25 protein-coding genes and 1 riboswitch are annotated in these 24,865 nt (G+C 67.2%); of the genes, 13 read left to right on the top strand and 12 right to left on the bottom strand.

Features of this window, described 5'->3' with window-relative positions; translation table 11 throughout:
- Positions 1 to 191: 191 nt before the first annotated feature.
- Both FBZ89_RS05780 and metZ read right to left on the bottom strand, forming a co-directional pair.
- Positions 192 to 815: a hypothetical protein gene (locus tag FBZ89_RS05780; protein ID WP_145749083.1), complete on the bottom strand. Its 624-nt coding sequence runs from the start codon at positions 813 to 815 to the stop codon at positions 192 to 194.
- A 198-nt stretch (positions 816 to 1,013) separates the two neighbouring features.
- Complete coding sequence (gene metZ / locus FBZ89_RS05785) at positions 1,014 to 2,222, bottom strand: O-succinylhomoserine sulfhydrylase (protein ID WP_145749084.1); 1,209 nt, start codon at positions 2,220 to 2,222, stop codon at positions 1,014 to 1,016.
- A 59-nt stretch (positions 2,223 to 2,281) separates the two neighbouring features.
- A riboswitch (SAM riboswitch) is annotated at positions 2,282 to 2,359 on the bottom strand.
- A 252-nt stretch (positions 2,360 to 2,611) separates the two neighbouring features.
- On the opposite strand from metZ, the gene secB reads away from it, so the two are divergent.
- The gene (secB, locus tag FBZ89_RS05790; protein WP_211115122.1) at positions 2,612 to 3,139 is read left to right on the top strand and encodes a protein-export chaperone SecB; all 528 of its coding nucleotides are present in this window, start codon (positions 2,612 to 2,614) and stop codon (positions 3,137 to 3,139) included.
- A 68-nt stretch (positions 3,140 to 3,207) separates the two neighbouring features.
- Here the strand turns inward: secB and FBZ89_RS05795 are convergent, their stop codons facing one another.
- The 6 genes from FBZ89_RS05795 to hemE all read right to left on the bottom strand — a co-directional run bounded on the left by FBZ89_RS05795 (position 3,208) and on the right by hemE (position 8,939).
- Positions 3,208 to 3,690, bottom strand: coding sequence for a hypothetical protein (locus tag FBZ89_RS05795; RefSeq protein WP_145749085.1), 483 nt, complete (start codon positions 3,688 to 3,690; stop codon positions 3,208 to 3,210).
- On the bottom strand, positions 3,680 to 4,285 hold the full coding sequence (locus FBZ89_RS05800; protein WP_088870425.1) for a response regulator: 606 nt from the start codon (positions 4,283 to 4,285) through the stop codon (positions 3,680 to 3,682). Before FBZ89_RS05800 ends, FBZ89_RS05795 begins: the two co-directional genes overlap by 11 nt.
- A 273-nt stretch (positions 4,286 to 4,558) precedes the next feature.
- Entirely contained in the window at positions 4,559 to 5,821 is a 1,263-nt protein-coding gene (rho, locus tag FBZ89_RS05805) for a transcription termination factor Rho (RefSeq protein WP_004271485.1), read from the bottom strand.
- 394 nt (positions 5,822 to 6,215) lie between these two features.
- On the bottom strand, positions 6,216 to 6,644 hold the full coding sequence (gene hemJ, locus FBZ89_RS05810) for a protoporphyrinogen oxidase HemJ (RefSeq protein ID WP_145749086.1): 429 nt from the start codon (positions 6,642 to 6,644) through the stop codon (positions 6,216 to 6,218).
- A gap of 40 nt (positions 6,645 to 6,684) precedes the next feature.
- Entirely contained in the window at positions 6,685 to 7,794 is a 1,110-nt protein-coding gene (hemH, locus tag FBZ89_RS05815; RefSeq protein ID WP_145749087.1) for a ferrochelatase, read from the bottom strand.
- 83 nt (positions 7,795 to 7,877) lie between these two features.
- On the bottom strand, positions 7,878 to 8,939 hold the full coding sequence (gene hemE, locus FBZ89_RS05820) for a uroporphyrinogen decarboxylase (RefSeq protein ID WP_425465952.1): 1,062 nt from the start codon (positions 8,937 to 8,939) through the stop codon (positions 7,878 to 7,880).
- A gap of 494 nt (positions 8,940 to 9,433) precedes the next feature.
- Between hemE and FBZ89_RS05825 the strand changes: the two genes are divergently transcribed.
- Genes FBZ89_RS05825 through dnaQ form a run of 5 tightly spaced genes read left to right on the top strand, consistent with a single transcriptional unit; the run spans position 9,434 to position 13,245 of the window.
- On the top strand, positions 9,434 to 10,366 hold the full coding sequence (locus FBZ89_RS05825; protein ID WP_050897886.1) for a pyruvate, water dikinase regulatory protein: 933 nt from the start codon (positions 9,434 to 9,436) through the stop codon (positions 10,364 to 10,366).
- Between the two features lie 6 nt (positions 10,367 to 10,372).
- A complete protein-coding gene (locus FBZ89_RS05830) occupies positions 10,373 to 11,008 on the top strand; it encodes a Maf family protein (RefSeq protein ID WP_145749089.1) in 636 nt (211 codons plus the stop codon).
- On the top strand, positions 11,005 to 11,856 hold the full coding sequence (locus tag FBZ89_RS05835; RefSeq protein ID WP_145749090.1) for a shikimate dehydrogenase: 852 nt from the start codon (positions 11,005 to 11,007) through the stop codon (positions 11,854 to 11,856). Before FBZ89_RS05830 ends, FBZ89_RS05835 begins: the two co-directional genes overlap by 4 nt.
- A gap of 21 nt (positions 11,857 to 11,877) precedes the next feature.
- Positions 11,878 to 12,522 carry a dephospho-CoA kinase gene (coaE, locus tag FBZ89_RS05840; RefSeq protein ID WP_145749091.1) on the top strand — a complete coding sequence of 215 codons (645 nt, stop codon included), beginning with the start codon at positions 11,878 to 11,880 and terminating at the stop codon, positions 12,520 to 12,522.
- Positions 12,523 to 12,531: 9 nt separating this feature from the next.
- Entirely contained in the window at positions 12,532 to 13,245 is a 714-nt protein-coding gene (gene dnaQ / locus FBZ89_RS05845) for a DNA polymerase III subunit epsilon (protein WP_145749092.1), read from the top strand.
- A 2-nt stretch (positions 13,246 to 13,247) separates the two neighbouring features.
- On the opposite strand, the gene FBZ89_RS05850 is transcribed toward dnaQ, so the two are convergent.
- The 3 genes from FBZ89_RS05850 to FBZ89_RS05860 form a co-directional block, all read right to left on the bottom strand.
- The gene (locus tag FBZ89_RS05850; RefSeq protein ID WP_145749093.1) at positions 13,248 to 14,222 is read right to left on the bottom strand and encodes a quinone oxidoreductase family protein; all 975 of its coding nucleotides are present in this window, start codon (positions 14,220 to 14,222) and stop codon (positions 13,248 to 13,250) included.
- Between the two features lie 180 nt (positions 14,223 to 14,402).
- Positions 14,403 to 15,098: a dienelactone hydrolase family protein gene (locus FBZ89_RS05855; RefSeq protein ID WP_145749094.1), complete on the bottom strand. Its 696-nt coding sequence runs from the start codon at positions 15,096 to 15,098 to the stop codon at positions 14,403 to 14,405.
- 132 nt (positions 15,099 to 15,230) lie between these two features.
- On the bottom strand, positions 15,231 to 17,291 hold the full coding sequence (locus FBZ89_RS05860; protein WP_145749095.1) for a thioredoxin domain-containing protein: 2,061 nt from the start codon (positions 17,289 to 17,291) through the stop codon (positions 15,231 to 15,233).
- A 178-nt stretch (positions 17,292 to 17,469) separates the two neighbouring features.
- Between FBZ89_RS05860 and FBZ89_RS05865 the strand changes: the two genes are divergently transcribed.
- The 7 genes from FBZ89_RS05865 to FBZ89_RS05895 all read left to right on the top strand — a co-directional run bounded on the left by FBZ89_RS05865 (position 17,470) and on the right by FBZ89_RS05895 (position 23,746).
- A complete protein-coding gene (locus FBZ89_RS05865) occupies positions 17,470 to 17,724 on the top strand; it encodes a DUF6489 family protein (RefSeq protein ID WP_145749096.1) in 255 nt (84 codons plus the stop codon).
- Positions 17,721 to 18,095 (top strand): (2Fe-2S) ferredoxin domain-containing protein, encoded by a 375-nt coding sequence (locus tag FBZ89_RS05870; protein WP_040843427.1) that lies wholly within the window; start codon positions 17,721 to 17,723, stop codon positions 18,093 to 18,095. The genes FBZ89_RS05865 and FBZ89_RS05870 overlap by 4 nt, the downstream gene beginning before the upstream one ends.
- Positions 18,096 to 18,105: 10 nt before the next feature.
- Complete coding sequence (gene mnmE, locus FBZ89_RS05875; RefSeq protein WP_145749097.1) at positions 18,106 to 19,446, top strand: tRNA uridine-5-carboxymethylaminomethyl(34) synthesis GTPase MnmE; 1,341 nt, start codon at positions 18,106 to 18,108, stop codon at positions 19,444 to 19,446.
- Positions 19,447 to 19,557: 111 nt separating this feature from the next.
- Entirely contained in the window at positions 19,558 to 21,459 is a 1,902-nt protein-coding gene (gene mnmG / locus FBZ89_RS05880; protein WP_145749098.1) for a tRNA uridine-5-carboxymethylaminomethyl(34) synthesis enzyme MnmG, read from the top strand.
- A complete protein-coding gene (gene rsmG, locus FBZ89_RS05885) occupies positions 21,456 to 22,064 on the top strand; it encodes a 16S rRNA (guanine(527)-N(7))-methyltransferase RsmG (RefSeq protein WP_145749099.1) in 609 nt (202 codons plus the stop codon). The genes mnmG and rsmG overlap by 4 nt, the downstream gene beginning before the upstream one ends.
- Entirely contained in the window at positions 22,054 to 22,872 is an 819-nt protein-coding gene (locus FBZ89_RS05890) for a ParA family protein (protein ID WP_145749100.1), read from the top strand. Before rsmG ends, FBZ89_RS05890 begins: the two co-directional genes overlap by 11 nt.
- The gene (locus FBZ89_RS05895) at positions 22,865 to 23,746 is read left to right on the top strand and encodes a ParB/RepB/Spo0J family partition protein (protein ID WP_145749388.1); all 882 of its coding nucleotides are present in this window, start codon (positions 22,865 to 22,867) and stop codon (positions 23,744 to 23,746) included. Before FBZ89_RS05890 ends, FBZ89_RS05895 begins: the two co-directional genes overlap by 8 nt.
- Before the next feature lie 76 nt (positions 23,747 to 23,822).
- Here the strand turns inward: FBZ89_RS05895 and holA are convergent, their stop codons facing one another.
- Entirely contained in the window at positions 23,823 to 24,854 is a 1,032-nt protein-coding gene (gene holA / locus FBZ89_RS05900; RefSeq protein ID WP_145749101.1) for a DNA polymerase III subunit delta, read from the bottom strand.
- Between the last annotated feature and the right edge of the window lie 11 nt (positions 24,855 to 24,865).

Below are 24,865 nucleotides of genomic sequence, written 5' to 3' on the forward strand. Positions count from 1 at the left end.
TGCTCCCGGACTCTTTTCCGGGTCCAATCGCTTTTTCGTCAATCACCGCGGCGTCATCGGCTCCCGATGTGCCGGCGGACCCATCCCTGCCCATATGTCCCATGGCAGCCTCCCGGATTTGTTGTTCCGTTTTCAGGCTTCAGGCTGACTTGATCCTGACGCGCGCCCCTCCCTGTCATCGGGCACGCGCTTCACGCCGGTTTATCCCGTCCCTCCATGCCCCGGCGTGGCAGCAGGCGCGGGACCAGCGACAAACGGCGGGCGTTGGCCGAGGCGGCGCGGTGGATGGGCGCCAAGCCCAGGCCGCCCAGGCGGCTGGTGGCATGGCTGAAACGGGTGAAGGCGCCGGTGGCGGCGCGCAGGGTGGAGGTGACCAGCCGGCGCTCCGCCGTCACCCAATCCCCGGGATGCCAGGACGACCAGGCGGCGCGGGCGAATTCGCCCAGCGCATCGACCTGGTGGTCGCGCCAGCGCCACCAGGCGTCGTGAAAGGCGCGCATGCCCCCCACCAGGGCCAGGGCGGAGTCCGTGAAGGCCTCGACCTTTTCGCGGCCCATGCGTTCGAATTCGGGATTGGTGCCCAACGCCACCGGGTCGCCGCCGGTCTGGGCCAGCAAGCCCAGGCGCGCGGTGATGGTGTGGGCGGAGGCGAAGGCGGTCTCATGCACCCGGGCCGCCACCCGGTCCAGTTCCACCTGGGCCCGCTTCAGGTGCATGGCCTCCGGCGTGCCGGGAATGACCATGCCGATGCGCCCCCTGCCCGCCCTTTTGGCCGGACGCGGGGCGGTGGGGTAAGGGATATGCCGATCCGGCATGGTGAGCGCTCCCTTATGTTGCGCCGCGATGGTGCGCTGCAACATTAGGGGAAACGCGTCGTCGCGTCCATAAAGGAAGTGGGCGCCAGCCCTCGATCCAAAGTCTAAGGCGCCACCGGGCTAGAGGATAGCCCGGCCGATGTCGCGGCGGCGCGGGGTCAAGTCCGCGCCGCCGCCCACACCTGTAGTGATGGTGATTTAGCCGGCAGCGGCGGCCAGACCGGCGGCCAAATCGTCGCGCAGATCGTCCGCGTCCTCCAGCCCCACGGAAAAGCGCAGGGTGCCGGGGCTGATGCCCACCTTGGCCTTTTCCTCGTCGGTCAGGCGCTGGTGGGTGGTGGTGGCGTTGTGGGTGATCAGGCTCTTGGCGTCGCCCAGGTTGTTGGAGATCCTGATGATCTTCAACGCGTTCAGCAGGCGGAACGCCGCCTCCTTCCCACCCTTGACGTCGAAGGTGACCAGGGTGCCGCCGGCCTTCATCTGGCGCATGGCCAGGTCATGCTGCGGGTGGCTGGCCAGGCCGGGGTACAGCACCGTCTCCACCGCCGGGTGGCTTTCCAGGAATTGGGCCAGCGCCAGGGCGGAGGCCGCCTGGGCGTTCACGCGCAGTTCCAGCGTCTCCAGGCCCTTCAGCAGCACCCAGGCGTTGAAGGGGCTCATGGACGGGCCGGTGTGCCGCAGGACGGGGGAGATCAGGGCCGCCACCTCGTCATCGCACAGCACGGCGCCGCCCAGGCAGCGGCCCTGGCCGTCGATATGCTTGGTGGCCGAATAGACGACCACGTCGGCGCCCATGTCCTTGGGGCGCTGCAGCACAGGGGTGGCGAAGACATTGTCGACCACCACGCGGGCGCCGGCCTTGTGCGCCAAGTCGGCCACGGCCGCCACGTCCACCACCTGCATGGTGGGGTTGCTGGGGCTCTCCAGGAAGACGACGGTGGCCGGGGTGGACAGCGCCTCTTCCCACTGCTTCAGGTCGGTGCCCTCCACCAGGGTGCACCGGATGCCGTAGCGCGGGGCCAGATCCTTTATGATGTAGAGGCAGGACCCGAACAGCGCGTGCGGCGCCACCACCCGGTCGCCGGCCTTCAGCAGGCCCATGACCGCCAGGTTGACGGCCGCCATGCCGCTGGCCGTGGCGATACAGCGGGCGAAGCCCTCATAGCCGGCCAGCCGTTCCTCCAGCATGGCCACGGTGGGGTTGCGGAAACGGGAATAGACGAAGCGCGAGCCGTCGTTGACGAAGGCGGCTTCGGCCTCCTCGGCGCTGCCGTAGATGAAGCCCGAGGTCAGGAACAAGGCTTCGGAGGTTTCCTCGAAGCCGCTGCGGCGGGTACCGCCGTGCACCAGCTGGGTACGGGGACGCAAGGTGGCCGGGGGATTGGAATTGTCAGGCGTCTGGCCCATGGCCGTCACTCCGATCATAAGGCAACCGCGACCGGCACGGTGCAATGTGGTCGGTGTACCTTATGTACGGCCCGACCTTTTAGCAGCTTGTTTAACGTGGTCTGCAAGCCGGTCAGCAAATCACCACGGGGATTGGTTTTAGGCCTGCCCCGGGGGAAGCGTCAACGGCCACCTTGTCATCGCGACAATGCAGCCGGGCCGGCACACGGTCCGGGAACGGCCTGGCTGGCGGCCGGCTACATCGGCGGACCGCGGAGGACTCCAAAGGGGTCCGGGCAGTGCCCAGGCCATAATGCCCGGTTGCCGGCCGGCCGCTTCCGTGCTAGTCCCGCGCGCGTCAGTCCGCGTCGGCGGAATAGCTGATTTGCTTTACCGGGAGTCCCAGACCTATGTCCGATGAGACCAGCCTGAACGGCGCCGCCCCCAACGGGAGCGCAGACGGCGGCAATGGCGCCACCGCCACTGAAGGCGCCGGCATGCTGCCGCTGGTGGTCAATGCCCAGTACGTCCGGGATCTGTCGTTCGAGAACCCGAACGCCCCGGCCAGCCTGATGAACGCCCAGCAGCCCAAGGTCGACTTGCAGGTCGACGTGCAGGCCCGCAACGTGGCGGAAAACGTGCACGAGGTGGCGCTGAACATCCGTGCCGAGGCCAGCCACGAAGGCCGCACCGCCTTCATCGTCGAGCTGTCCTACGCCGGCATCTTCTCCATGCCGCCCATGCCGCTGGACCAGACCCGCGCCGTGCTGCTGATCGAGGCGCCGCGCCTGCTGTTCCCCTTCGCCCGGTCCATCGTGTCGGACGCCGTGCGCGATGGCGGCTTCCCGCCGCTGATGCTGCAGCCCCTGGATTTCGTGGACCTCTACCGCCGCCAGGTGCTGGCGTCGGAGAAGCCGGAAGACATGGCCCAGGCCTGATCCCAGGCCCGGTGTTGACCAGGAGAGCCGCCCGGCGCCCATGGCCCGGGCGGCTTTCTTTTGGGCTTTCAGCCGCGTGCCGCGCGGATCAAGGCGTCCACCGTCACGGCGTCGGCGCCGGCGGGCACGGCCGCCAGGGGCAGGCCATGGGCGTCCAGGCTGGACAGGGCTTCGGCCGTGCCGGCCACCACATCCCAGTCGCTGGTGCTGGCCTTCAGCGCGCCTTGCGCCTCACGCGCCGACCCGGCCACGGTCACTTCCAGGCCCAGGGTCTCCAGCGCGCCGGCCAAGCGGGCCAGCGCGGCGCCGACCAGCAGAACCCGGAGTGTGGAGACGGGACGCTTGCGGGGCGCCCTGGCCACCAGCTGCCGCGCCTCTTCCGCCGCGGCCAGGATACGGGCGGCGAAGTCCTGTTCCTGCCCGCCGGCGGGCAGATCCGCCGCCAGCAGCGCGGAATAGCCGTGGATGGCCGTCAGCAGGTTGTTGAGGTCATGCAGGAAGGTGGCGGGAACCACCCGGCCCTCGGCATCCCCTTTGCCGTCAGCTGGCAATACCCATCTCCACCGCGCGCATCACCGCCTGGGTGCGGTTCTTGGCGCCCAGCTTGCGGCAGATGCCCCGCACGTGCAGCTTCACCGTCACCTCTTCCAGTTCCAGCGAGCGCGCGATTTCCTTGTTGGAGCGGCCCTGCAGCAGATAGTCCAGCACCTCGCGCTCACGCCGGGTGAAGCTGGCGCCGTCGGCCGTGTCGGCGGTGTTGACGTCGGCCGGGATGAACCGCTCACCCGCCAGCATGGTCTGGATGGCGGACAGCAATTCCGTGGCGCTCAGGGTCTTGGGCAGGAAGCCGACGGCACCCCGGGTAAAGGCGCCCCGGATCTCATCCGGCCGGGCCAGGCCCGACATCAGCGCCACCTTCAGCAGGGGAAATTCGGTGCGCACGCGCTGCAGGCCGTCCAGTCCGTTCATCCCCGGCATGCGCAGGTCCAGGATCAGCAGGTCGATGGCCTTGTCCTGGCGCAGGGCGACGACGGCCTCATCCACGCTGGCGGCCCCCACGACGACCGCGCCCGGCGCCTGCCTTTCGATATGGGAAGACAACGCGTCGCGCACCAGACCATGGTCATCGGCAATCAGTAAGCGCATGTGAGACGACCCCCGCGGTTGCTCTATCCAAAAGGATAGACCAATAACCTCTGCTATTTGAACCTTTTTCAGCGTCGGCAAGGGTTCCGCAAGCAGAAATTTCTTATCGAACGTAATTGAATGTGACTAATTCTCAATTAAGCCGATGAAACCACGGAAAACCGTGGATCTTGGTTAATTTCCAGTTCATTTCCTAAACAGTGTTTTTACTGATAATAAAAAGGGCGCCACCGCATAGCAATGGCGCCCATGATATCGATACTGGAATTCTTCTTACTGGTTCATGCTCTCGAAGAATTCGGAATTCTGCTTGCTCTGCTTGAGCTTGTCGATCAGGAATTCCACCGCGTCGGTGGCTCCCATCGGGTTCAAGATACGGCGTAGGATCCACATCTTGGCCATGGTGCCCTTTTCCACCAGCAGCTCTTCCTTGCGGGTGCCCGACTTCTGGATGTCGATGGCCGGGAAGACGCGCTTGTCCGACAGCTTGCGGTCCAAGACGATTTCCGAGTTACCGGTGCCCTTGAATTCTTCGAAGATGACCTCGTCCATGCGCGAACCGGTGTCGATCAGCGCGGTGGCGATGATGGTCAGGCTGCCGCCTTCCTCGATGTTGCGGGCGGCGCCGAAGAAGCGCTTGGGGCGCTGCAAGGCGTTGGCGTCCACGCCGCCGGTCAGCACCTTGCCCGAGGACGGCACCACCGTGTTGTAGGCGCGGGCCAAACGGGTGATGCTGTCCAGCAGGATGACGACATCGCGCTTGTGCTCAACCAGGCGCTTGGCCTTCTCCAGCACCATCTCCGTCACCTGCACGTGGCGGGTCGCCGGCTCGTCGAAGGTGGAGCTGATGACCTCGCCCCGGACGGAGCGGGCCATGTCGGTCACTTCTTCCGGACGCTCATCGATCAGCAGGACGATGAGGTAGACCTCGGGGTGGTTGGTGGCGATGGAGTGGGCGATGTTCTGCAACATCACCGTCTTGCCGGTGCGGGGCGGCGCCACGATCAGGGCGCGCTGGCCCTTGCCCAGCGGGGCCACCAGGTCGATGACCCGAGTGGTCATGTCCTTCTTGTTGCGGACCGGATCCTCGATTTCCAGCTTCAGCCGCTCTTCTGGATAGAGCGGGGTCAGGTTGTCGAAGTTGATGCGGTGACGCACCTTGTCCGGGTGGTCGAAGTTGATCGAGCCGACCTTCAGCAGGGCGAAGTAGCGCTCACCATCCTTGGGCGAGCGGATCTGGCCTTCCACCGTGTCGCCGGTGCGTAAACCAAAGCGGCGCACCTGGCTGGGGCTGACGTAGATGTCGTCGGGACCCGGCAGGTAGTTGCTCTCGGGCGAACGCAGGAAACCGAAACCGTCCTGCAAAACCTCCAGCACGCCTTCGCCGAAGATCGGGACGTCGTTTTCGGCCAGCTGCTTAAGGATGGCGAACATCATGTCCTGCTTGCGCAGGGTGCCCGCGTTCTCGATCTGCAGCTCTTCCGCGAACGCCAGCAGCTCGGCGGGCGACTTAGCCTTTAACTCTTGGAGATTCATCTTCGTCCTGTCGAGAGCCCCGGGAACGATGACGACGGCTTGGCCGCCGGCCCCCGGACTCATGGAATAGGGTGTATAGGGTGGAAGGATGGCATCACCGGGGAAAAAGGACGGCGACGCCGGGAAGGGAAGTTCGGGGAAATTGGCCTCGCTGCGCCCATCCCGGGGAGGGGGGCGGGGATGCCTCACGAGTCAGGCGCCCGGATGACGGGGCGACTCGAAATCATCCCGACGTTACGGGCCTTGACCTGTTCCCAGGATTAGTACAGGACCCGAGCCCAAGTCAAAGCAAAAAGACCCGGATCCCCAGGGCGCATTCGACCTAGGACTAAATATCCCAGGTAAACGCTGGAACTTAAACGGGGCGCTAACGGACGGCACCCGTCGCGGCCGGTTAGAACGGCCGGACGATGACCAGGATGACGATCAGGATCATCAGCAGGGTCGGCACCTCGTTGGCCATGCGAAAGAAGCGCGGGGATTTGATGTTGCGATCCTCCGCGAACGCGCGGCGCCAGCGGGCCATGACCATGTGCATGACGGTCATCAGCACCACCAGCGACAGCTTGGCGTGCAGCCAGCCGGCCCCCTTCAGCAGCCCCGGATCCAAGGTGATCATGGCCAGGCCACAGGCCCAGGTCAGAATCATGGCCGGGTTCATGATGACGCGCAGCAGACGCCGCTCCATGACCTTGAAGGTCTCGGACTGGGCGGATCCGGCGGGCGCGTCGCAGTGGTAGACGAACAGCCGCGGCAGGTAGAACAGCCCCGCCATCCAGGAGATGACGGCGATGACGTGGATGGCCTTGATCCAGAGGTACATGGGGATGCGCCCTGCCCTGTCTTTGAGGTCTTGACGCCCCTTATGCCCCCGAGGCGGGCTGCGGGCAACCGGCTTTGCCGGCCGGGCATAGGCGCAGGCCGGTGCCGCACATCACCGGCCCGCCGGCGGCGCGGATCAGCGCCTGGCGCACCAGGCCGGCCAAACCCAGGATGAAGGACGGTTCCACGCCCACCGCCGGTACGCGCACGAAGTGGGGGACGCCCACCTCCCTGGCCAGGTGCCGGTACTCGTGCTCGATCTCCACCAGGGTTTCGGAATGTTCGGAGACGAAGGCGATCGGCACCACCACCACCGGCACCCTGTCCTGGCCGGCGCGGCGGATCTCCTCATCCGTGGAGGGGCCGATCCACTTCATGGGGCCGACCCGGCTCTGGTAGCAGGAGACCCAATCGAGTTTCTCGATGCGCAGGGACTTCACCACCGCCTGGGCCGTGCGTTCGCACTGAAACTGATAGGGGTCGCCACCTTTCACCACCTTCTCCGGCAGGCCATGGGCGGAGAACAGGACGCGCGGCTTGCCGTGGGGGGCGGCCTCTTCCAGGCCGGCGCGAATCAGCTTGGCCGTGGCGGCGACGAAACCCGGCTCATCCGGGTAGCAGCAGATGGAGCGTGAGGGCGCCGTCAGGCCCGCCGCCTTGGCCGCCCGCTGCCAATCCTTGAGGCTGGAGGCGGTGGTGGTGGTGGAGAACTGGGGGTAGAGGGGCAGCAGCACCACCTCATCCGGTTCCCAATCCTTCACGTCATGCGCCACGGCGTCGCTGAAGGGGTGCCAATAGCGCATGCTGACGAACACCCGCACGGTGCCCGCGTCCCACAACTGCTGCTCCAGCGCCTGGGCCTGGGCCTGGGTGTTGGGCAGCAGGGGCGAGCCGCCGCCCAGGGTCTGGTAGATGCCCTGGGCGACCTTGTCTCGCCGGCTGGAAATCAGGTGCGCCACCAGTTGGCGGAAAGGGGCAGGCAGGCCAATGATGGCCGGATCGCGGAACAGGTTGTAGAGGAAGGGCCGCACCGCCTCCAACCTGTCCGGCCCGCCGAGATTGAACAGGACGACGGCGATGCGGCGGGCGCGGGCGGCCTTGGGCGCCGCCTGGGTGTGGGGCGTAATCTCAGGAAGGGGCAGCGGGCTCATGGGGGCTCGGTAGCGGTCGGCGGGTCGTGTCGGCGCGGGCGGATACGGCCGGCCACGCGCCTTGGATCATCGGATGGAGCAGATCATTCCTGATTTAAGGACGGCCATTCCTGGATCAAGCGGGACAGCTCCGCGACATGCTCGGGCGGGGTCTGCTGCACGATGCCGTGGCCCAGGTTGAAAATGAAGGGTCCCTTGCCCAGCGCCGATAGGATGTCCGTGGCGGCGCGGCGCAACGCCGTCCCCCCCGCCACCAGGGCCAGCGGATCCAGGTTGCCCTGGATGGGCACGCGGCTCTGCAGGGCGTTGACGGCCCAGTCCAGCGGGACGGACGTGTCCAGGCTGACAGCGTCCACCCCTGTCTGCTCCACATACGCCTGGATGCCGATGCCCGCCCCGCGCGGAAAGCCAATGACGGGCACCCCCGGATGCCTGTCCTTCAGGGCCTGCACGATGGCCCGGGTGGGGGCGATGGACCAGCGGACGAATTCCGCCGGGGCCAGCGCGCCGGCCCAGCTGTCGAACAGCTGCACCACCTCCGCACCCGCCCGGATCTGGGCGGACAGGTGGGTGACGGTGGTCTCGACCAGCAAATCGATCAGGCACTGAAATCCCGCCGGATCCCGGTAGGCCCAGCCCTTGGCGTGCAGGAACTCCTTCGAGCCGGCCCCCTCGACCATATAGGTCGCGACGGTCCAGGGGCTGCCCGCGAAACCGATGAGCGTCACCGGATCCGGCAGGGCCGCCCGGATACGCCGGACAGCCTCGTAGACCGGTTCCGCCCGCTCTTCCAGATGGGCGATGTCCAGCCGGTCCAGCCCGGCCTGGTCACGGATGGGATCCAGGCGCGGCCCCTCGCCTTCCGCGAACCACACCTTCTGTCCCAGCGCGTGCGGCAGGATCAAGATGTCGGAGAACAGTATGGCGGCGTCCATGCCATAGCGCCGGATGGGCTGCAGCGTCACCTCGGTCGCCAGATCCGGCTTCAGGCACAGGTCCAGGAAGCCGCCGGCCTGGGCCCGTACCTCACGGTATTCGGGCAGGTAGCGGCCGGCCTGGCGCATCAGCCAGAAGGGCGGACGGGGGGCGGTCTCACCCTTCAGGGTGCGCAGCAGCAGGCGGTCCGGCCGGCTTTGGGGCTGGATCTGGGACAAGGCGGTCTCCATAGGGGCGCCGGCGCGCTGGCGGCCGGGCCCGACGTTTTCCCACAGGCCCCTTTTCTACTCTGATCTAATTTGAAAAAGGAATGGGGTGGTAGTTGGCCCTGTGGATAACGGGAATTCAAGATCATCCGTATTTCATCCACAGCGTTCGCGGGATCCCGTGTCGGCTCTTCAGGATGTGGATGACGCTGCGGGGTTTCTGGTCAGAGGCTTGGAATGTTATAGATTCCGTCGGGTCTGGGGATCCTGGGGATAAGTGGGCGGCGCCGGTCATCGCCCCGGCTGTTCCAAGGGGTGACGGACCTTTATCCCGATGCGGGATTCCCTCTGCGTGGGATCCCAGGAAGCCTGTATGGAAAGGAAATGGGATCCCGGAACGACGGATTTTTCCCGGATTGTTCGCCGGTTTTCCCCAGATCCAGTCCACAGGCATCCAGTCCACAGGCATTTAGTCCGCCTCTTCCAAGCCCACCCATATGTCCGTTGCCGGAGCGACGCCCTTGCCCCAGACGCCCCAAACCAAGGAATTCCACCTGCACCTGGTGTCCGACGCCACCGGCGAGACCATCAATTCCGTGGCGCGTGCCTGCGTCTCGCAGTTCGACCATGTCGAGCCCATCGAGCATTTCTGGAACCTGGTCCGCACCGACCGGCAGCTGGAAATGGTGATCGACGGCATCCGGGATAATCCGGGTCTGGTCATGTTCACCCTGGTGAACGAGCGGCTGCGCCGACGCCTGCAGGACACCTGCCGTGAGATCGGCATCCCCTGCGTGCCGGTGCTGGACCACCTGATCAATTCGCTGGCCGCCTACCTGGGCCTGGAAAGCCAGAGCCAGCCAGGCCGCCAGCATGCCTTGGACGCGGAGTATTTCAGCCGCATCGACGCCATGGACTTCGCCCTGGGCCATGACGACGGCCAGACGGCGTGGGAACTGCACCAGGCCGATGTCATCCTGGTGGGTGTCTCACGCACCTCCAAGACGCCGACCTGCATCTATCTGGCCAACCGCGGCATCAAGGCGGCCAACATTCCCTTTGTCCCCGGCTGCCCCCTGCCGCCGGAACTGGACCAGGTGTCGCGCCCCCTGGTGGTGGGGCTGACCAAGGACCCCGAGCGGCTGATCCAGATCCGCCGCAATCGCCTGCGCCTGTTGAACCAGGGCGAGGAAACCAGCTACGTCGATCCCGAGCAGGTGCGGTCGGAATTGTCGGAGGCGCGGCGGCTGTACAGTCGCAAGGGCTGGCCCGTCATCGATGTCACCCGCCGGTCCATCGAGGAGACGGCGGCTGAGATCCTCATGCTGCTGGCCCGCCGCCGTCCAGCGGGGGCCGAGCCCATCAACCCCGTGGGGGAGCCGGCGGAGGGTCCGCGCCTGTCCCCCCGCCCGCCCCATTCCGGAATGTGAGTGTGCATGTCGTCTGAAGATTTCCCGTCCACCCCCGTGCTGTCGACCCAGCCGGTGGTGCTGGCGTCCGGCAGCCAGACGCGCCTGTCGTTGCTGCGCGGCGCGGGGCTGGAGGTCGTGGCCCACCGCCCCGGCGTGGATGAGGAAGAGGTCAAGCTGTCGTGCAAGGCCGGCGGCCTGACGGTGGAGGAAACGGCGGAGGCCTTGGCGGAGCTGAAGGCGTCGCGCGTGGCCGCCAAGGTGCCTGGCGCTTACGTCATCGGCGCCGACCAGATGCTGGAGTGCGAGGGCCGTTGGTTCGACAAGCCGGAGGATCGCGCCGGTGCCGCCGAGCAGTTGCGCGCCCTGTCCGGCCGCACCCACCGCTTGGTGACCACCGCCGTGCTGTTCCACAACAACAGCCGTGTCTGGCACCAGACCGACCAGGCCAAGCTGACCATGCGCGCCCTGAGCGATGACTTTATCGAGCGCTATCTGGATGCCGCCGGCAATGCCGTGCTGACCTCCGTCGGCGGTTATCAGCTGGAGGCCCTGGGCGCCCAGTTGTTCACCCGTGTGGCCGGCGACCATTTCACCATCCTGGGCCTGCCGCTGCTGCCCCTCCTGGGCTTCCTGCGCGTGCGCGGCGTGTTGCCGTCATGAGCATCACCGGTAGGGCGCGTGTGGCCGGTGTCATGGGCTGGCCGGTGGGGCACAGCCGCAGCCCGCGCCTGCACGGGCACTGGCTGGCGGAGTACGCCATCGACGGCGCCTACGTGCCGCTGGCGGTGCCGCCGGACCGTATCGATCAAGCCTTGCGCGCCCTGCCCGCGCTGGGCCTTGTGGGTTGCAACGTCACGGTGCCGCATAAGGAGGCGGCGTTCCGCATCGTGGACCGGGTGGACCAGACCGCCCGCCGCATGGGGGCGGTCAACACCGTCATCGTCCATGCCGACGGCACGCTGGAGGGCCGCAACACCGATGGCTTTGGCTTCCTCGAGAACCTGAGGGCCGGCGCGCCCGCCTGGACGGCGGGCCAGGGCCCGGCGGTCATTGTCGGCGCGGGCGGTGCCGCACGGTCGCTGGTGGTGGCGCTGGCCGACGCCGGCGTGCCGGAAATCCGCCTGGTGAACCGCACGCTCGCCCGGGCGCACGATCTGGTTGCGGATCTGGGCCCAGGCGTGGCCTGTCCGGTGACGGCGGTGGCGTGGGAGGAACGGGGTGAGGCCCTGGCCGGCGCCCAGCTGCTGGCCAACGCCACCACTCAGGGCATGATGGGTCATCCACCCCTGGATCTGACGCTGAACGCCCTGCCGCGCGGGGCCGTGGTGACCGACATCGTCTATACGCCCGTGGAAACCCCCCTGTTGGCGGCGGCCAAGGTCCGGGGCCATATCACGGTGGATGGCCGGGGCATGCTGCTGCACCAGGGCCGGCCAGGGTTCGAGGCCTGGTTCGGCCGGGCGCCGCAGGTGACGGACGCCCTTTACGCCGCCGTCTTCGGGGACTGAACAGCGCATGGCGGTGCCCCGATGATTGTGCTGGGCCTCACCGGGTCGATCGGCATGGGCAAATCCACGGCGGCGGCGATGCTGCGCCGGCTGGGCTGTCCCGTGCACGACAGCGATGCCACGGTGCATCGCCTGTATGCCAAGGGCGGCGCGGCGGTGGGCCCCATCGGCCGGGCGTTCCCCGGCGTGGTGCGTGATGGTGCGGTGGACCGGCAGTTGCTGTCGGCGGAAGTCATGGGCAACACCCCGGCTCTGAAACGGCTGGAGGCCATCGTCCATCCCCTGGTGGCCCAGGCGCGCGACCGTTTCCTGCGCCGTGCCGCCGCCAGCGGCGCCAAGGTGGCCGTGCTGGACGTGCCCCTGCTGTTCGAGACCGGCGGGCAGGCGCATTGCGACCGGGTGGCTGTCGTCTCCGCCCCCCGCAGCCTGCAGCGCGCCCGGGTGCTGGCCCGGCCGGGCATGAGCCTAGGCAAGCTGGACGCCATTCTGCGCCGGCAGATGCCGGATGCCGAGAAGCGGCGGCGGGCGGATTTCATCGTGCCCACAGGCCTGGGCCGCGCGCTGACCTTGCGGCGGCTGGCCGGCATCGTCACACTGCTGTCCGGGCAGCGCGGACGGGTATGGCCGCCCCGCCCCCGTCCGTCATCGATCCGTAGAGCCAGGTAGCCCGTTCCCATGCGTGAAATCGTTCTCGATACCGAAACCACCGGCGTGAATGCCTTGGGCGGTGACCGCGTGGTGGAAATCGGCTGCGTGGAACTGCTGAACCACGTGGCCACCGGCAACAGCTGGCACGCCTACATCAACCCGGAGCGGGACATGCCGGCGGAAGCGGAGGCGGTGCACGGCCTGTCGGCCGCCTTCCTCTCGGATAAGCCGGTGTTCGCCGCCGTGGCCGGCGACTTCCTGGATTTCATCCAGGATAGTCCGCTGATCATCCACAACGCCAGCTTCGACATGGGCTTCCTGAACGCGGAGTTTACGCGCCTGGGGATGAAGGCCATGCCCATGGCGCGCTCGGTCGATACCGTGGCCATGGCGCGCAAGCGCTTCCCCGGCGCGCCGGCCAGCCTGGACGCCTTGTGCCGCCGCTTCGGGATCGACAATTCCGGCCGCACCTACCACGGTGCGCTTCTCGACGCCCAACTGCTGGCCGAAGTCTATCTGGAGCTGATGGGTGGCCGGCAGCCCGACCTGGTGCTGGGCGCCACGGCCGCCAAGACGACGGAGGTCGGCCTGGTGGTGGTGGAAGAGACACGCGTCTTCCGCGCCCCCCGTCCCCATGCCGCCTCGCCTGAGGAGTTGGAGGCCCACGCCGCCTTCCTCAAGGACATCAAGTCGCCGCTGTGGCTGGCGGGTGAGGAACCGGCGGCGGCGACCGCCGGCTGATCTTACGGCAGCAGCACTGTGGAGCCGGTGGTGCGGCGGGCTTCCAGGGCGGTGTGGGCCTGGGCGGCGTCCTTCAGGGCGTAGGTCTGGCGCACGTCGATCTTCACCTTGCCGGACAGCACGGCGGCGAACAGGGCGTTGGCGCTGTCGCGCAGTTCCTTGGTGGTGGCGACGTAGCCGCCCAGGGAGGGACGGGTCAGGAACAGCGAGCCCTTGGTGTTCAAGATGCCGATGTCCACGGCGCCCACCGGGCCGGAGGCATTGCCGAAGCTGACCATGGTGCCCAGGCGGCTGAGACAGTCCAGGCTCTGGTAGAAGGTGTCCTTGCCGATGCTGTCGTAGACGACCGGCACGCCCTGGCCGTCGGTGATTTGCTTCACCCGCTCCACGAAGTTCTCGCGGGTGTAGACGATGGTGTGGTCGCAGCCATGGGCGCGGGCCAGTTCGGCCTTCTCGTCCGAACCGACGGTGCCGATGACGGTGGCGCCCAGGGCCTTGGCCCACTGGCAGGCGATCAGCCCCACCCCGCCGGCGGCGGCGTGCAGCAGGATGGTCTGTCCCGGCTTCACCGGGAAGGTGCGGTGCAGCAGATAATGCGCGGTCAGGCCTTGCAACAGCATGGCCGCACCCGTCTCGTCGTCGATGCCGTCCGGCAGGTGGATCAGGCGCTCAGCCGGGTACAGCCGCGCCTCGGCATAGCCGCCGGTGCCCCCGGTGCAATAGCCGACACGGTCGCCAATCTTGAAGTCGTAAACATCCGGCCCCACGGCCTCGACCACGCCGGCGGCCTCCATACCCGGGATCAGGGGCAGCGGGTTCTTGTAGAGGCCGGTGCGGACATAGATGTCGATGTAGTTCAGGCCCACGGCCGTCTGGCGCAGGCGCACCTGGCCGGGACCAGGCTCCTCCACCGTCACCTCCTCCCACTTCATCACCTCCGGACCGCCGGTCTGATGAATGCGGATGGCGTGGACCATGATGAGGCTCCTATGACGGGGGAAGAGAGGTCGGCCCAGCCATCAGCGGCATGAGACCGCGCCTCATGCCGCTGTAGGACGCGACCCGCGTCCGCCGGAAGTTTTCGGGGAACGCGGTGGACTGAAAACTGAGGATAGCCGAGCGGGCGGATGCCCGCGCCCGGCGCTTGAGGGACAATGTTAAGACAGCGTCTCTTTCAGGAAGGTAGCGGTGCGCTGGTTGGCCAGGTCGGCCGCCTTGGCGTCGTAATGCTCCCCGCCCACGCGGGCGAAGGCGTGATCCTGCTCCGGGTAGAGGTGCTGGATGATCAGGTGGTTACCCTCGATGGCGGCGTTCACCTTGGCCCGGGTCTCGTCAGAGGAGAATTTGTCCTTGCCGGCGGTGTGCAACATCAGCGGCTTGGTGATGGCGCTGACCTCGCCCAAGGCGCCATCCAGGCCCACGCCGTAATAGCTGACGTTGGCGTCGGCGTCGGACCGGGTGGCCATCAGGAAGGCCAGCTTGCCGCCCAGGCAGTAGCCCAGGGTGCCCACCTTGCCGCCCGTCGCCTCATGCTCGCGCAGGAAGTCCACGGTGGCGATCAGGTCCTCCACCCCGCTGGCTTCGCTGAAGCCGTTGTAAAGCTGGAATGCCCGCTGCCATTCGGCCTCGGTCTGGTCGGTCAGCTGCACGCCCGGTTCCTGGCGCCAGAACAGGTCGGGACAGATGGCGGTGTAGCCCAGGGCGGCGTAATGGTCGCACAGCGCGCGCATGTTGGCGTTGACGCCAAAGATTTCCTGGATGAGCACCAGGCCCGGGCCTTTGCCGCCGGCCGGGATCGCCAGGTACGCGTCGAAACTGCCGCCATCGGTGGCGTTGATCGTCACGGTGGTCATGCTGCGCTACCCCTTTGATTTGGTTGTCGAATGCTTATGGTTAAAACACGCGTCGTTTCTTAATCGACCCATAGTAACGATTGGGCGGGGGCCTGTCACCGTGACGTCCGTCACTAGGACGCTATAGACGCTTCACTGGTTGGAAGCGCTAGCGGTCAGCAGATCGGCCAGCGCTTCCGGCGTGGTGACAGGCAAGGAACACCGCATGTCCTGACAGACATAGGCTGTGGCCCGGCCATCCACCATGGCCTTGCCCGCCGCCGGATGTGGCTCTGGTAGATTTTGTCCCGGCGCCAGGCGGCTGACCACCAGGGTTGGGCGCGACTGGATGCGCAGGATGGCGTTGAAAGGCTCCAGGTCGTCGCCCTCGCCCACCAGCACGACATGCACGCCGTTCAACAGCGTCTCGGCCATGTTGAGGAAAGTGGAGAGCGGGAAGAAGTTGCGGCCCAGTTCCCCGCTGAAGGCCGACATCAGCGTGTCGGCCCGGGCGCGGTAGCGGTCCTGCCCGGTCAGCATCCACAGGCGGGTGAGGTTGCCCAACTGGGTGCCGTTGCCGGCGGGCACGGCGTTGTCATGGGCGTTGCGCGGGCGGACCAGCAGGTCGCCCACGTCATCGGCGGTGGTGTAATAGCCGCCGTCCGCCTCATCCCAGAAATGACGGTCCAGGGTGTCCGTCCAGCGCGCGGCCTGATCCAGGAAGGCGACATCGCCGGTGATCTCATGCAGGGTCAGGGCGGCCTTCCCCATGTTGGCGTAGTCTTCCAGCAAGCCGGCGTGGCGGGCCCTGCCGCCCCGGCCGCTGTGGTACAGGCGATCCAGCCCATCCCCGCCAGTATGGCCCAGGCTTGTTACAACATGGCCATAGGCGTCGATGGCGGCCTCGATCCAGCCCGGCTGCTCGAAGACGAAGCCGGCGCGGGCCAGGGCCGCGATCATCAGGCCGTTCCAGTCGGCCAGCACCTTGTCGTCCCAGCCGGGGCGGATGCGCAGCGCCCGGGCCTTCAGCAGGCGGGCGCGGGCATGGGCCAGGCGGCTTTCCTCGGCGCTGCCCGGTGCCAGGGGCGTGCGCCGGTTCAGTATGGTATGGCCTTCCCAGTTGCCCAGCTCGGTCACGTCATAGTGGGCACAGAACAGCGCGGCATCCTCCCCGAGCAGGCGGTCGATTTCCGCCTTGGTCCAGACGTAGAAGCGGCCCTCCTCCCCCTCGCTGTCGGCATCCAGGGTGGCGCCGAAGGCGCCGCCGGGCACCTTCATCTCGGTCAGCACCCAGCCTACGGTCTCTCGCACGCGGACCTCCAGCAGCGGGTCCCGGGTGCCCTGCCACACCTGGGCCATCAACGCCACCAGCTGGGCGTTGTCGTACAGCATCTTCTCGAAGTGAGGGACCAGCCATTGCTCGTCCGTGGAATAGCGGGCGTAGCCACCGGCCAGGTGGTCGTAGATGCCGCCGTTGGCCATGTGGGTCAGGGTGGTGGTGACGGCGTCGCGCAGGTCGGTGCGCCCGGTGCGCAGATGGGCGCGCCACAACAGGTCGAAAATACTGGGCTGGGGGAACTTGGGGGCGCCGTTGATACCGCCCAGGAAGGGATCGACCTCGCGCACCAAACGGTCGGCCACGGCGTTCAGGGCGCCCACCGTGACCGCCTCGCCCGGGTTGCCGCGCGACAGCCGGGTGAGTGCATCACCTAAGGCTTTCACGTTGCGGCTGACCTTCCCGGGATCTTGTGCGTAGGTTTCGGCCACGCCCTGCAGCACGTCGGGGAATCCGGGACGGCCATAGCGGCCGCTGGGGGGGAAATAGGTGCCGCCCCAGAACGGCTCTCCCTTGGGTGTCAGGAACATGGTCAGGGGCCAGCCGCCCTGCTGGCCCAGCAGGGACAGGGCCTGCTGGTAGACCTGGTCCACGTCCGGCCGTTCTTCCCGGTCCACCTTGATGTTGATGAACAGGTCGTTCATCAGGGAGGATATGGCCTCATTCTCGAAGCTCTCGTGGGCCATGACGTGGCACCAATGGCAGGCGGCATAGCCCACGGACAACAGGATGGGTTTGCCTGCCGCCTGGGCCTCGGCGAAGGCCTCCGGCCCCCAGGCGCGCCAGTGCACGGGGTTGTCCTTGTGCTGCAGCAGATAGGGGCTGGTCTCGTGAACCAGCAGATTTTCTGCCGCTTGTGTCGTATCCGATGCCGCCATGGGGGTCACGCTCTCCACAGAATGATGCGGTCGTTGAAGGACCAGTGCCGCTTTGCCCCCACTGTAGCCTCCGCTACAGTGAAGGTCAGAAAAAAGAGGCGTTATTTCGGGCGTATAACCCTGTTAGTCCCTCCGCCTTGCGCCTTTAGAGTCCAACCGAACAGGAAGGTCTGCTCCCATGAAAATCACCGTCGACGTTGATTGCACCCCGGACGAGGCCCGTGCTTTCCTGGGCCTGCCGGACGTGAAGCCCATGCAGGACGCCCTGATGCGGCAGATGCAGGACCGCATGAGCGCCAACCTGGCCGCCATGGATCCGGACGCGCTGCTGAAGACCTGGCTGCCCGTCGGCATTCAGGGGTTCGAGCAGATGCAGAAAATGATGTGGAACCAGATGACCTCCGCCATGGGCGGGGGCAAGGACGCGAAGTGACCGATCCCGCACCCTATTTCGACCGTCACGTCTTTTTTTGCACCAATGAGCGCGCGCCGGGCCATCCCCGGGGATGCTGCAAGGAAAAGGGTTCCGAAGCCCTGCGCGACCACATGAAGGCCGCCGCCAAGGAGGCCGGCCTGGGCAAGAGGGTGCGGGTCAACGCCGCCGGCTGCCTGGACCGGTGTGAATTGGGGCCGACGCTGGTCATCTATCCGGAGGGCGTCTGGTACACCTGCGCCACCACCGGCGATGTCGATGAAATTGTGAAGACTCACCTGGTGGAAGGCGGCCGTGTGGACCGCTTGATGCTATATCCGGATGAGAAAGTGCCGGCGCATCGCGCCCGCAAAGCCGCCGCCGCAGACTGACTTACTGCCCATGTCCTTCTACAGCACCGACACCATCTTCGCCCTGGCCTCCGCCCCCGGCCGGGGCGGTGTCCAGGTCATCCGCCTGTCGGGCCCGGCGACGGGAACCGCCCTGCGGGCCCTGACACGCCGGTCCCTGCCCGCGCCCCGCCGGGCCACGTTGGCGCGGCTGCATGACCAGGCGGGGGAAGTGTTCGACCAGGCGTTGGTGCTGTGGTTCCCGGGACCGGACAGCTTCACCGGCGAGGATGTGGTGGAACTGCACCTGCATGGCGGCCGCGCCGTGTTGGCCGCCGCCAGCGAGGCGCTGACCGCCCAGGGATTGCGTTTGGCGGAACCGGGCGAATTCAGCCGCCGTGCCTTCGAGGCCGGCAAGCTGGACCTGACCGAGGCGGAAGCCATTGCCGACCTGGTCGATGCCGAGACCGCGGCCCAGCGGCGTCAGGCCCTGCGCCAGATGGAAGGCGCCCTGGGGCAGCTGTGCGAGGGCTGGCGTCACCGCCTGGTGCGGGCACTGGCGCATCTGGAAGCGGATATCGATTTCCCGGATGAGGATTTGCCCCATGGCCTGGCGCCGGCGGTGGTCCCGGTCCTGACCGGCCTCTATCAGGAGATCGGCGCCCACCTGGCCGATGGTCATCGGGGGGAGCGGCTGCGCGATGGCTTTTCCATCGCCATTCTGGGCGCGCCCAATGCCGGCAAGTCCAGCCTGCTGAACGCCCTGGCGCGGCGGGACGCGGCCATCGTCTCCTCCACCGCCGGCACGACGCGCGACGTTATCGAGGTGAACTTGGATTTGGGCGGCTTCCCCGTCATCCTGGCTGACACCGCCGGCCTGCGTGACGCCGCCGATGAGATCGAACGGGAGGGTATCCGCCGGGCCTTGGCCCGCGCTGAAAAGGCGGATCTGAAGCTGTTGGTGCTGGATTGTTCCACGTGGAACATCGGCGACATGGCGGAAGCCACCTTGGCCCTGGCGGATGGCGACGCGCTGGTGGTGCTGAACAAGCGCGACCTGTGCACCTATGCGCCGGCCATGGTGGCGGGCCGCACCGCCATCGCCGTCTCCGCCACCACCGGCGAGGGGTTGGCGGATTTGTTGGCGGCCCTGGAGCGCATCGTCGGCGATCGCCTGATGCCGGGCGCCGCCCCGTCCCTCACCCGCGCCCGCCATCGCCAGGCCTTGGAGGATTGCCGCGCCGCCCTGGCCCGCGCGCTGAGGGCCGACCTGCCGGAGCTGGCGGCGGAGGATGTTCGCCTGGCCGCCCGGGCCCTGGGCCGCATCACCGGCCGGGTGGATGTGGAAGACTTGCTGGACGTCATATTCCGGGATTTCTGCATCGGAAAGTGAGTTGGCCTTACCCCCTATGTTTCACGTGAAACATAGGGGGGGCGTGGATTCATGGCGGTCATCCCGTGGCGCCCTTTGACTCATCCGGTCCCCGCCCCTAAAGTCCGCGCCATGCATACCTATGACGTCATTGTGGTTGGCGCCGGCCATGCCGGCTGCGAAGCCGCCGCCGCCGCCGCGCGGCTGGGCGCCCGCACCGCCCTGTACACCCACCGTCTCGACACGGTGGGGGAGATGAGCTGCAACCCGGCCATCGGCGGCTTGGGCAAGGGCCACCTTGTCCGCGAGATCGACGCCATGGACGGGGTTATGGGCCGGGTGACGGATCGCGCCGGCATCCAGTTCCGCGTGCTGAACAAGTCCAAGGGCCCGGCCGTCCGTGGACCGCGCGCCCAGGCGGACCGCAAGCTGTACCGCCAGGCCATGCAGGCCATCTTGGCCGAGCAAGCGAACCTGACGCTGGTGGCCGCCGCTGTCGAGGATCTGGTGATCGACGCCCATGGCCAAGTTGCCGGCATCGTCACCGCCACCGGTGAGACGGTCATGGCCGGTGCCGTGGTGCTGACCACCGGCACCTTCCTGCGCGGCCTGATCCACATCGGTGAAGAGAAGATCCCCGCCGGCCGCGTGGGGGAGGCACCGGCCCTGGGCCTGTCCGATACGCTGATGCGCGTGGGCTTTCCCCTGGGTCGGCTCAAAACCGGCACCCCGCCCCGCCTAGACGGCCGCACCATCGATTGGGCCAGCCTGGAGATGCAGCCGGGCGACGATCCGCCCCCGCCCTTCTCATACCTCACGGACAAGATCACCACGCCACAGGTGCCCTGCCACATCACCTGGACCAGCACCCGCGTGCATGAGGTCATCCGCGCCAACCTGCACCGCGCGCCCATGTATTCCGGGCAGATTGAGGGCATCGGTCCGCGCTATTGCCCATCGGTGGAGGACAAGATCGTCCGCTTCGCCGATAAGGAGCGGCACCAGATTTTCCTGGAGCCGGAGGGCCTGGACGACGACACCGTCTACCCCAACGGCATCTCCACCTCCCTGCCCCGCGATGTGCAGCTGGAGATCCTGAAGGCCATCCCAGGGCTGGAGCATGCCACCATGCTGCGGCCGGGCTATGCCATCGAATACGATTACGTCGATCCGCGCGAGCTGGCCCCGACGCTGGAGACGCGCCGCCTGCCCCGCTTGTTTCTGGCGGGCCAGATCAACGGCACCACGGGATATGAGGAGGCGGCGGCCCAGGGCCTGGTGGCCGGCCTGAATGCGGCCCTGGCCGTGTCAGGTTCGGCACCCTTCATCTTGGACCGCGCCGAATCCTATATCGGCGTGATGATCGACGACCTGATCACCCGGGGCACGTCGGAACCCTATCGCATGTTCACCAGCCGGGCTGAATACCGCCTGCTGCTGCGCGCCGACAACGCCGATCAGCGCCTGACGCCGCGCGGGCTGTCGTTGGGTTGCGTGGGTGAGGTGCGGGCATCCGCCTTCGGCGCCAAGCTGGCCGCCCTGGACCACGCCCGCCATTTGGCCGGCACCCTGTCCGCCACGCCCAATGAGCTGGCCAAGCACGGCCTGACCATCAACCAGGATGGCGTGCGCCGCAGCGTTGCCGACCTGCTGCGCTATCCGGACATCGACTTGGCCCGCCTGGGCGCCATCTGGCCGGAACTGAACGGCTTTTCGCCGGAAATCGCCGAGCAGGTGGAGATCGATGGGCGCTATGCCGGCTATCTCGACCGGCAGGAGGCCGACATCCGCGCCTTCCGCCGGGATGAGGCCCTGGCCCTGCCGGCGGATTTGGATGTGGACGCCATCGCCTCGTTGTCCGCGGAAATCCGCACCAAGCTGCGCCAAGTGTGTCCCGCCACCTTGGGGGCCGCTGCCCGTATTCCCGGCATGACGCCCGCGGCGCTGACCGCCTTGCTGCGCCATGTGAAGAAGCGCCCCGCCCGCTTCGCCCATGGGAACGCCGACACCGACGACACCACGAGTGCCGCATGACCCCAGCCGATTTCGCCAGCCGTTTCCATGTTTCACGTGAAACATTGGACCGGCTCACCGTCTATGCCCAGCTGTTGGCCAAGTGGAACCCCGCCATCAACCTGGTGGCCAAATCCACTGTGGCCGATGTCTGGGAACGCCACATGGCGGACAGCGCCCAGCTGTACGCCCTGCTGCCCCCGGACACGCGTACACAGGTCGATATGGGCAGCGGCGCTGGGTTCCCTGGCCTGGTCATGGCCATCCTGGGTGTGCCGGATGTCCACCTGATCGAGAGCGACACGCGCAAGGCTACCTTCCTGCGTGAGGTGGCGCGGGCGACGGGAACCCCGGTGACCGTGCATGCCCAGCGCATCGAACAGGCGCCGGAAATCACGGCCGATGTAGTCACGGCCCGCGCGCTGGCCGCGCTGCCGGAACTTCTGGACTGGGGCTACCGCTTCCTGAAGCCGGGGGCCAAGTGCCTCTTCCTGAAGGGCAGGACCGCGCCCGAGGAATTGACCCTCGCCGCCCAATCCTGGACAATGACCGCCTCCCAAGTCCCCAGCGTGACGGACCCGTCGGGGACCATCCTTATCCTTGGTGAGATTGCCCGTGCCCGCTGACGCCCCGACCCCCGCGCCCAAGCGAGCGCGCATCCTGGCCCTTGCCAACCAGAAGGGCGGCGTGGGCAAGACCACGACCACCATCAATCTGGGCACGGCCCTGGCGGCCACGGGCAAGCGCGTGTTGATCGTGGACAACGATCCGCAGGGCAACGCCTCCACCGGTCTCGGCATCGGCCGGACGGAACGCGGCACCGGCACCTATGAACTGCTGTTCGGCGAGACGACGGTGCAGGCCTCGGTGCGCGGTACCAGCATCCCCAAGCTGTTCGTCGTCACCGCCTCGGCCGACCTGTCGGGCGCTGAGCTGGAACTGGTGGAACTGGAGCGGCGCGAGTTCCGTCTGCGCGATGCGCTGACCGGCGCTGCCGCCGACTACGACTACATCTTGATTGACTGCCCACCAGCCCTAGGGTTGCTGACCCTAAACGCCCTGGCGGCGGCCGATTCGGTGCTGGTGCCGTTGCAGTGTGAGTTCTATGCCCTGGAAGGCCTGTCGCAGCTGATCCGTACCATCGAGCGGGTGAAGCGCACCTTCAACCCTGCCCTGGAGATCCAGGGCGTGGTGCTGACCATGTTCGACCGGCGCAACAACCTGTCCGACATGGTGGCCGCCGACGTGCGCGGCTTCTTCGGCGAGAAGGTGTATGAGACGGTCATTCCCCGCAATGTCCGTGTTTCCGAGGCGCCCAGCCACGGCAAGCCCGTGCTGCTCTACGACCTGAAGTCGGCGGGGGCGCAGGCCTATATTCATTTGGCGGGTGAGGTTTTGAAGCGTGAGCGTAACCGGCAGTCAGTCCATGGATGAGATGAAGAAGCGCAGCAACCTGGGGCGCGGCCTGTCCGCGCTGTTTGCCGAGGTGGCGGACGAGCAGGAGCCGGTGGAAAAGGGACGCCTGCCGCGGACCCTGCCCATCGAGCTGCTGCACCCCGGCCGCTATCAGCCGCGCCGCCACTTCGATGAAGAGGCCATCCGTAGTCTGGTGGACAGCGTCCGTGAGCGCGGCGTGCTGCAACCCATTCTGGTGCGCAAGGTGGAAGAGGCTGTGGCCGGTGGCAACGCCCGCTACGAGATCATCGCGGGTGAGCGCCGCTGGCGCGCCGCCCAGCTGGCCGGCCTGCACGAGGTGCCGGTGGTGGTGCGGTCGCTGACCGACCGCGAGGCCCTGGAAATCGCGCTGGTGGAAAACATCCAGCGCCAGGACCTGACACCCCTGGAAGAGGCCGAGGGCTTTCAGCGCCTGATGGATGAGTTCAGCCACACGCAGGAGGATTTGGCCCGCGCCGTGGGTAAGAGCCGCAGCCACGTGGCGAACATGCTGCGCCTGCTGGCCCTGCCCGACGCCGTGAAGGCGCTGGTGCAGGACGGCAGCCTGAGCATGGGCCATGCCCGCGCCCTGCTGACGGCCGCTGATCCCCTCGCCCTGGCGCGCGACGTGGTGAAGCGCGGCCTGAACGTCCGCCAGGCGGAACAGCTGGTGAAGGACGCCGCCAACCCCGCCTCCCGTCCCGCGCCCGTGCCCAAGACCGCCGACACCCTGGCCTTGGAAAAGGAACTGGCGGCCGAGCTGGGGTTGAAAGTGGCGTTGAAGGCCAAGGGTCAGGCAGGCAGCCTGACCGTGCACTACAGCAACCTGGACCAGCTGGATGGGCTTCTGGCGCGCCTGAAGCACCAACACTGAGAGCCACCCGTCGGGTTCAAGCGAAAAAACGCCGTCAGTGCTGTCACTGACGGCGTTTTTTACTTTGGCATCGGAATCAGGCGCCCGACCTGCGGGCGAGCTGTGCCACCTGGAAGAAGGCGCGGGCGCACAGGGTCTCATCCGGCATGTTGGTGCGCTTGCAGTCGGCTTCGGCGTCCATCAGGCGGTCCAGCGCCAGGGCCAGGTTAGGCAGATTCCAACGCCGCACCTGGTTGGTCATCTGATTTTCCATCTTGAAGAACACCGGCGGCCGCAGGGCCTTCACCGCCTGCTGCGCCGTCTGCCCCCGGGTGGTGTGGTAGACGGCCATCTGCAGGCGCTGGAAGTGGCGCTGGGCGCTGCGCAGGATGGGGACAGGGCTGGTCCCCTCCGCGAACAAACGGCCCAGCGCCCGGTCGATGCTGGCGATGTCGCCGTCGGCGGCGGCCAGGGCCGGCTCATCCATGTCCAGGGCAGCGCTATCGCCGATGACGGTGCGCACGTCCTCCAGCGTCACGCGGCTGGCGCCCATCATATAGATGGCCAGCTTGTCCACTTCCCCCCGGGCCACGGCGCGGTCGCCCACCAGGTTGGCGGCCAGCCAGTCGCGGGCGTCGGTGTCGATGGTCAGCTTATGCTCCCCCAGGATGCGGCCTATGGTGACCGCCAGCTCCCCCTCCTCCTCGACGTAGCAGGCGATGGCGGCGGCCTTGTCATCCGACTCGAACAAGGCGCGCAGCTTGCTGGATTTGCTGAGGTCCCCCGCCTCCACCACGCACAGGGTGTCACCGCCGGGTGGCTGCTTCAGCAAGGCCTGGAAGGCCACGGTGACCGATTCGTCGGCGTCGCGCACCCGCACCAGCCGGCGGCCCCCGGTCAGGGCCATGGCCGCCATCTCGTCATTCAGGCGGGCGCCGTCGCCGCTGATCTGGTCGGCCTTCAGGTCGCTGACGCGGAAAGGGTCGTTCAGGTCATCGACCACCGCGCGGGCCAGTGTCTTGGCGCGCTCGCGCACCAGGCCGGTGTCGGGGCCGTAAACCAGGATGGCGACGACGCCGGCCGTGGGGCTCTTGCAGAAACCATCGGCGTTGCGGGGCTGAACCTTCACGGGCGCCTCCC

The sequence above is a fragment of the Nitrospirillum amazonense genome, assembly GCF_007828045.1.
GTDB classification, from domain to species: Bacteria; Pseudomonadota; Alphaproteobacteria; order Azospirillales; family Azospirillaceae; genus Nitrospirillum; species Nitrospirillum amazonense_C.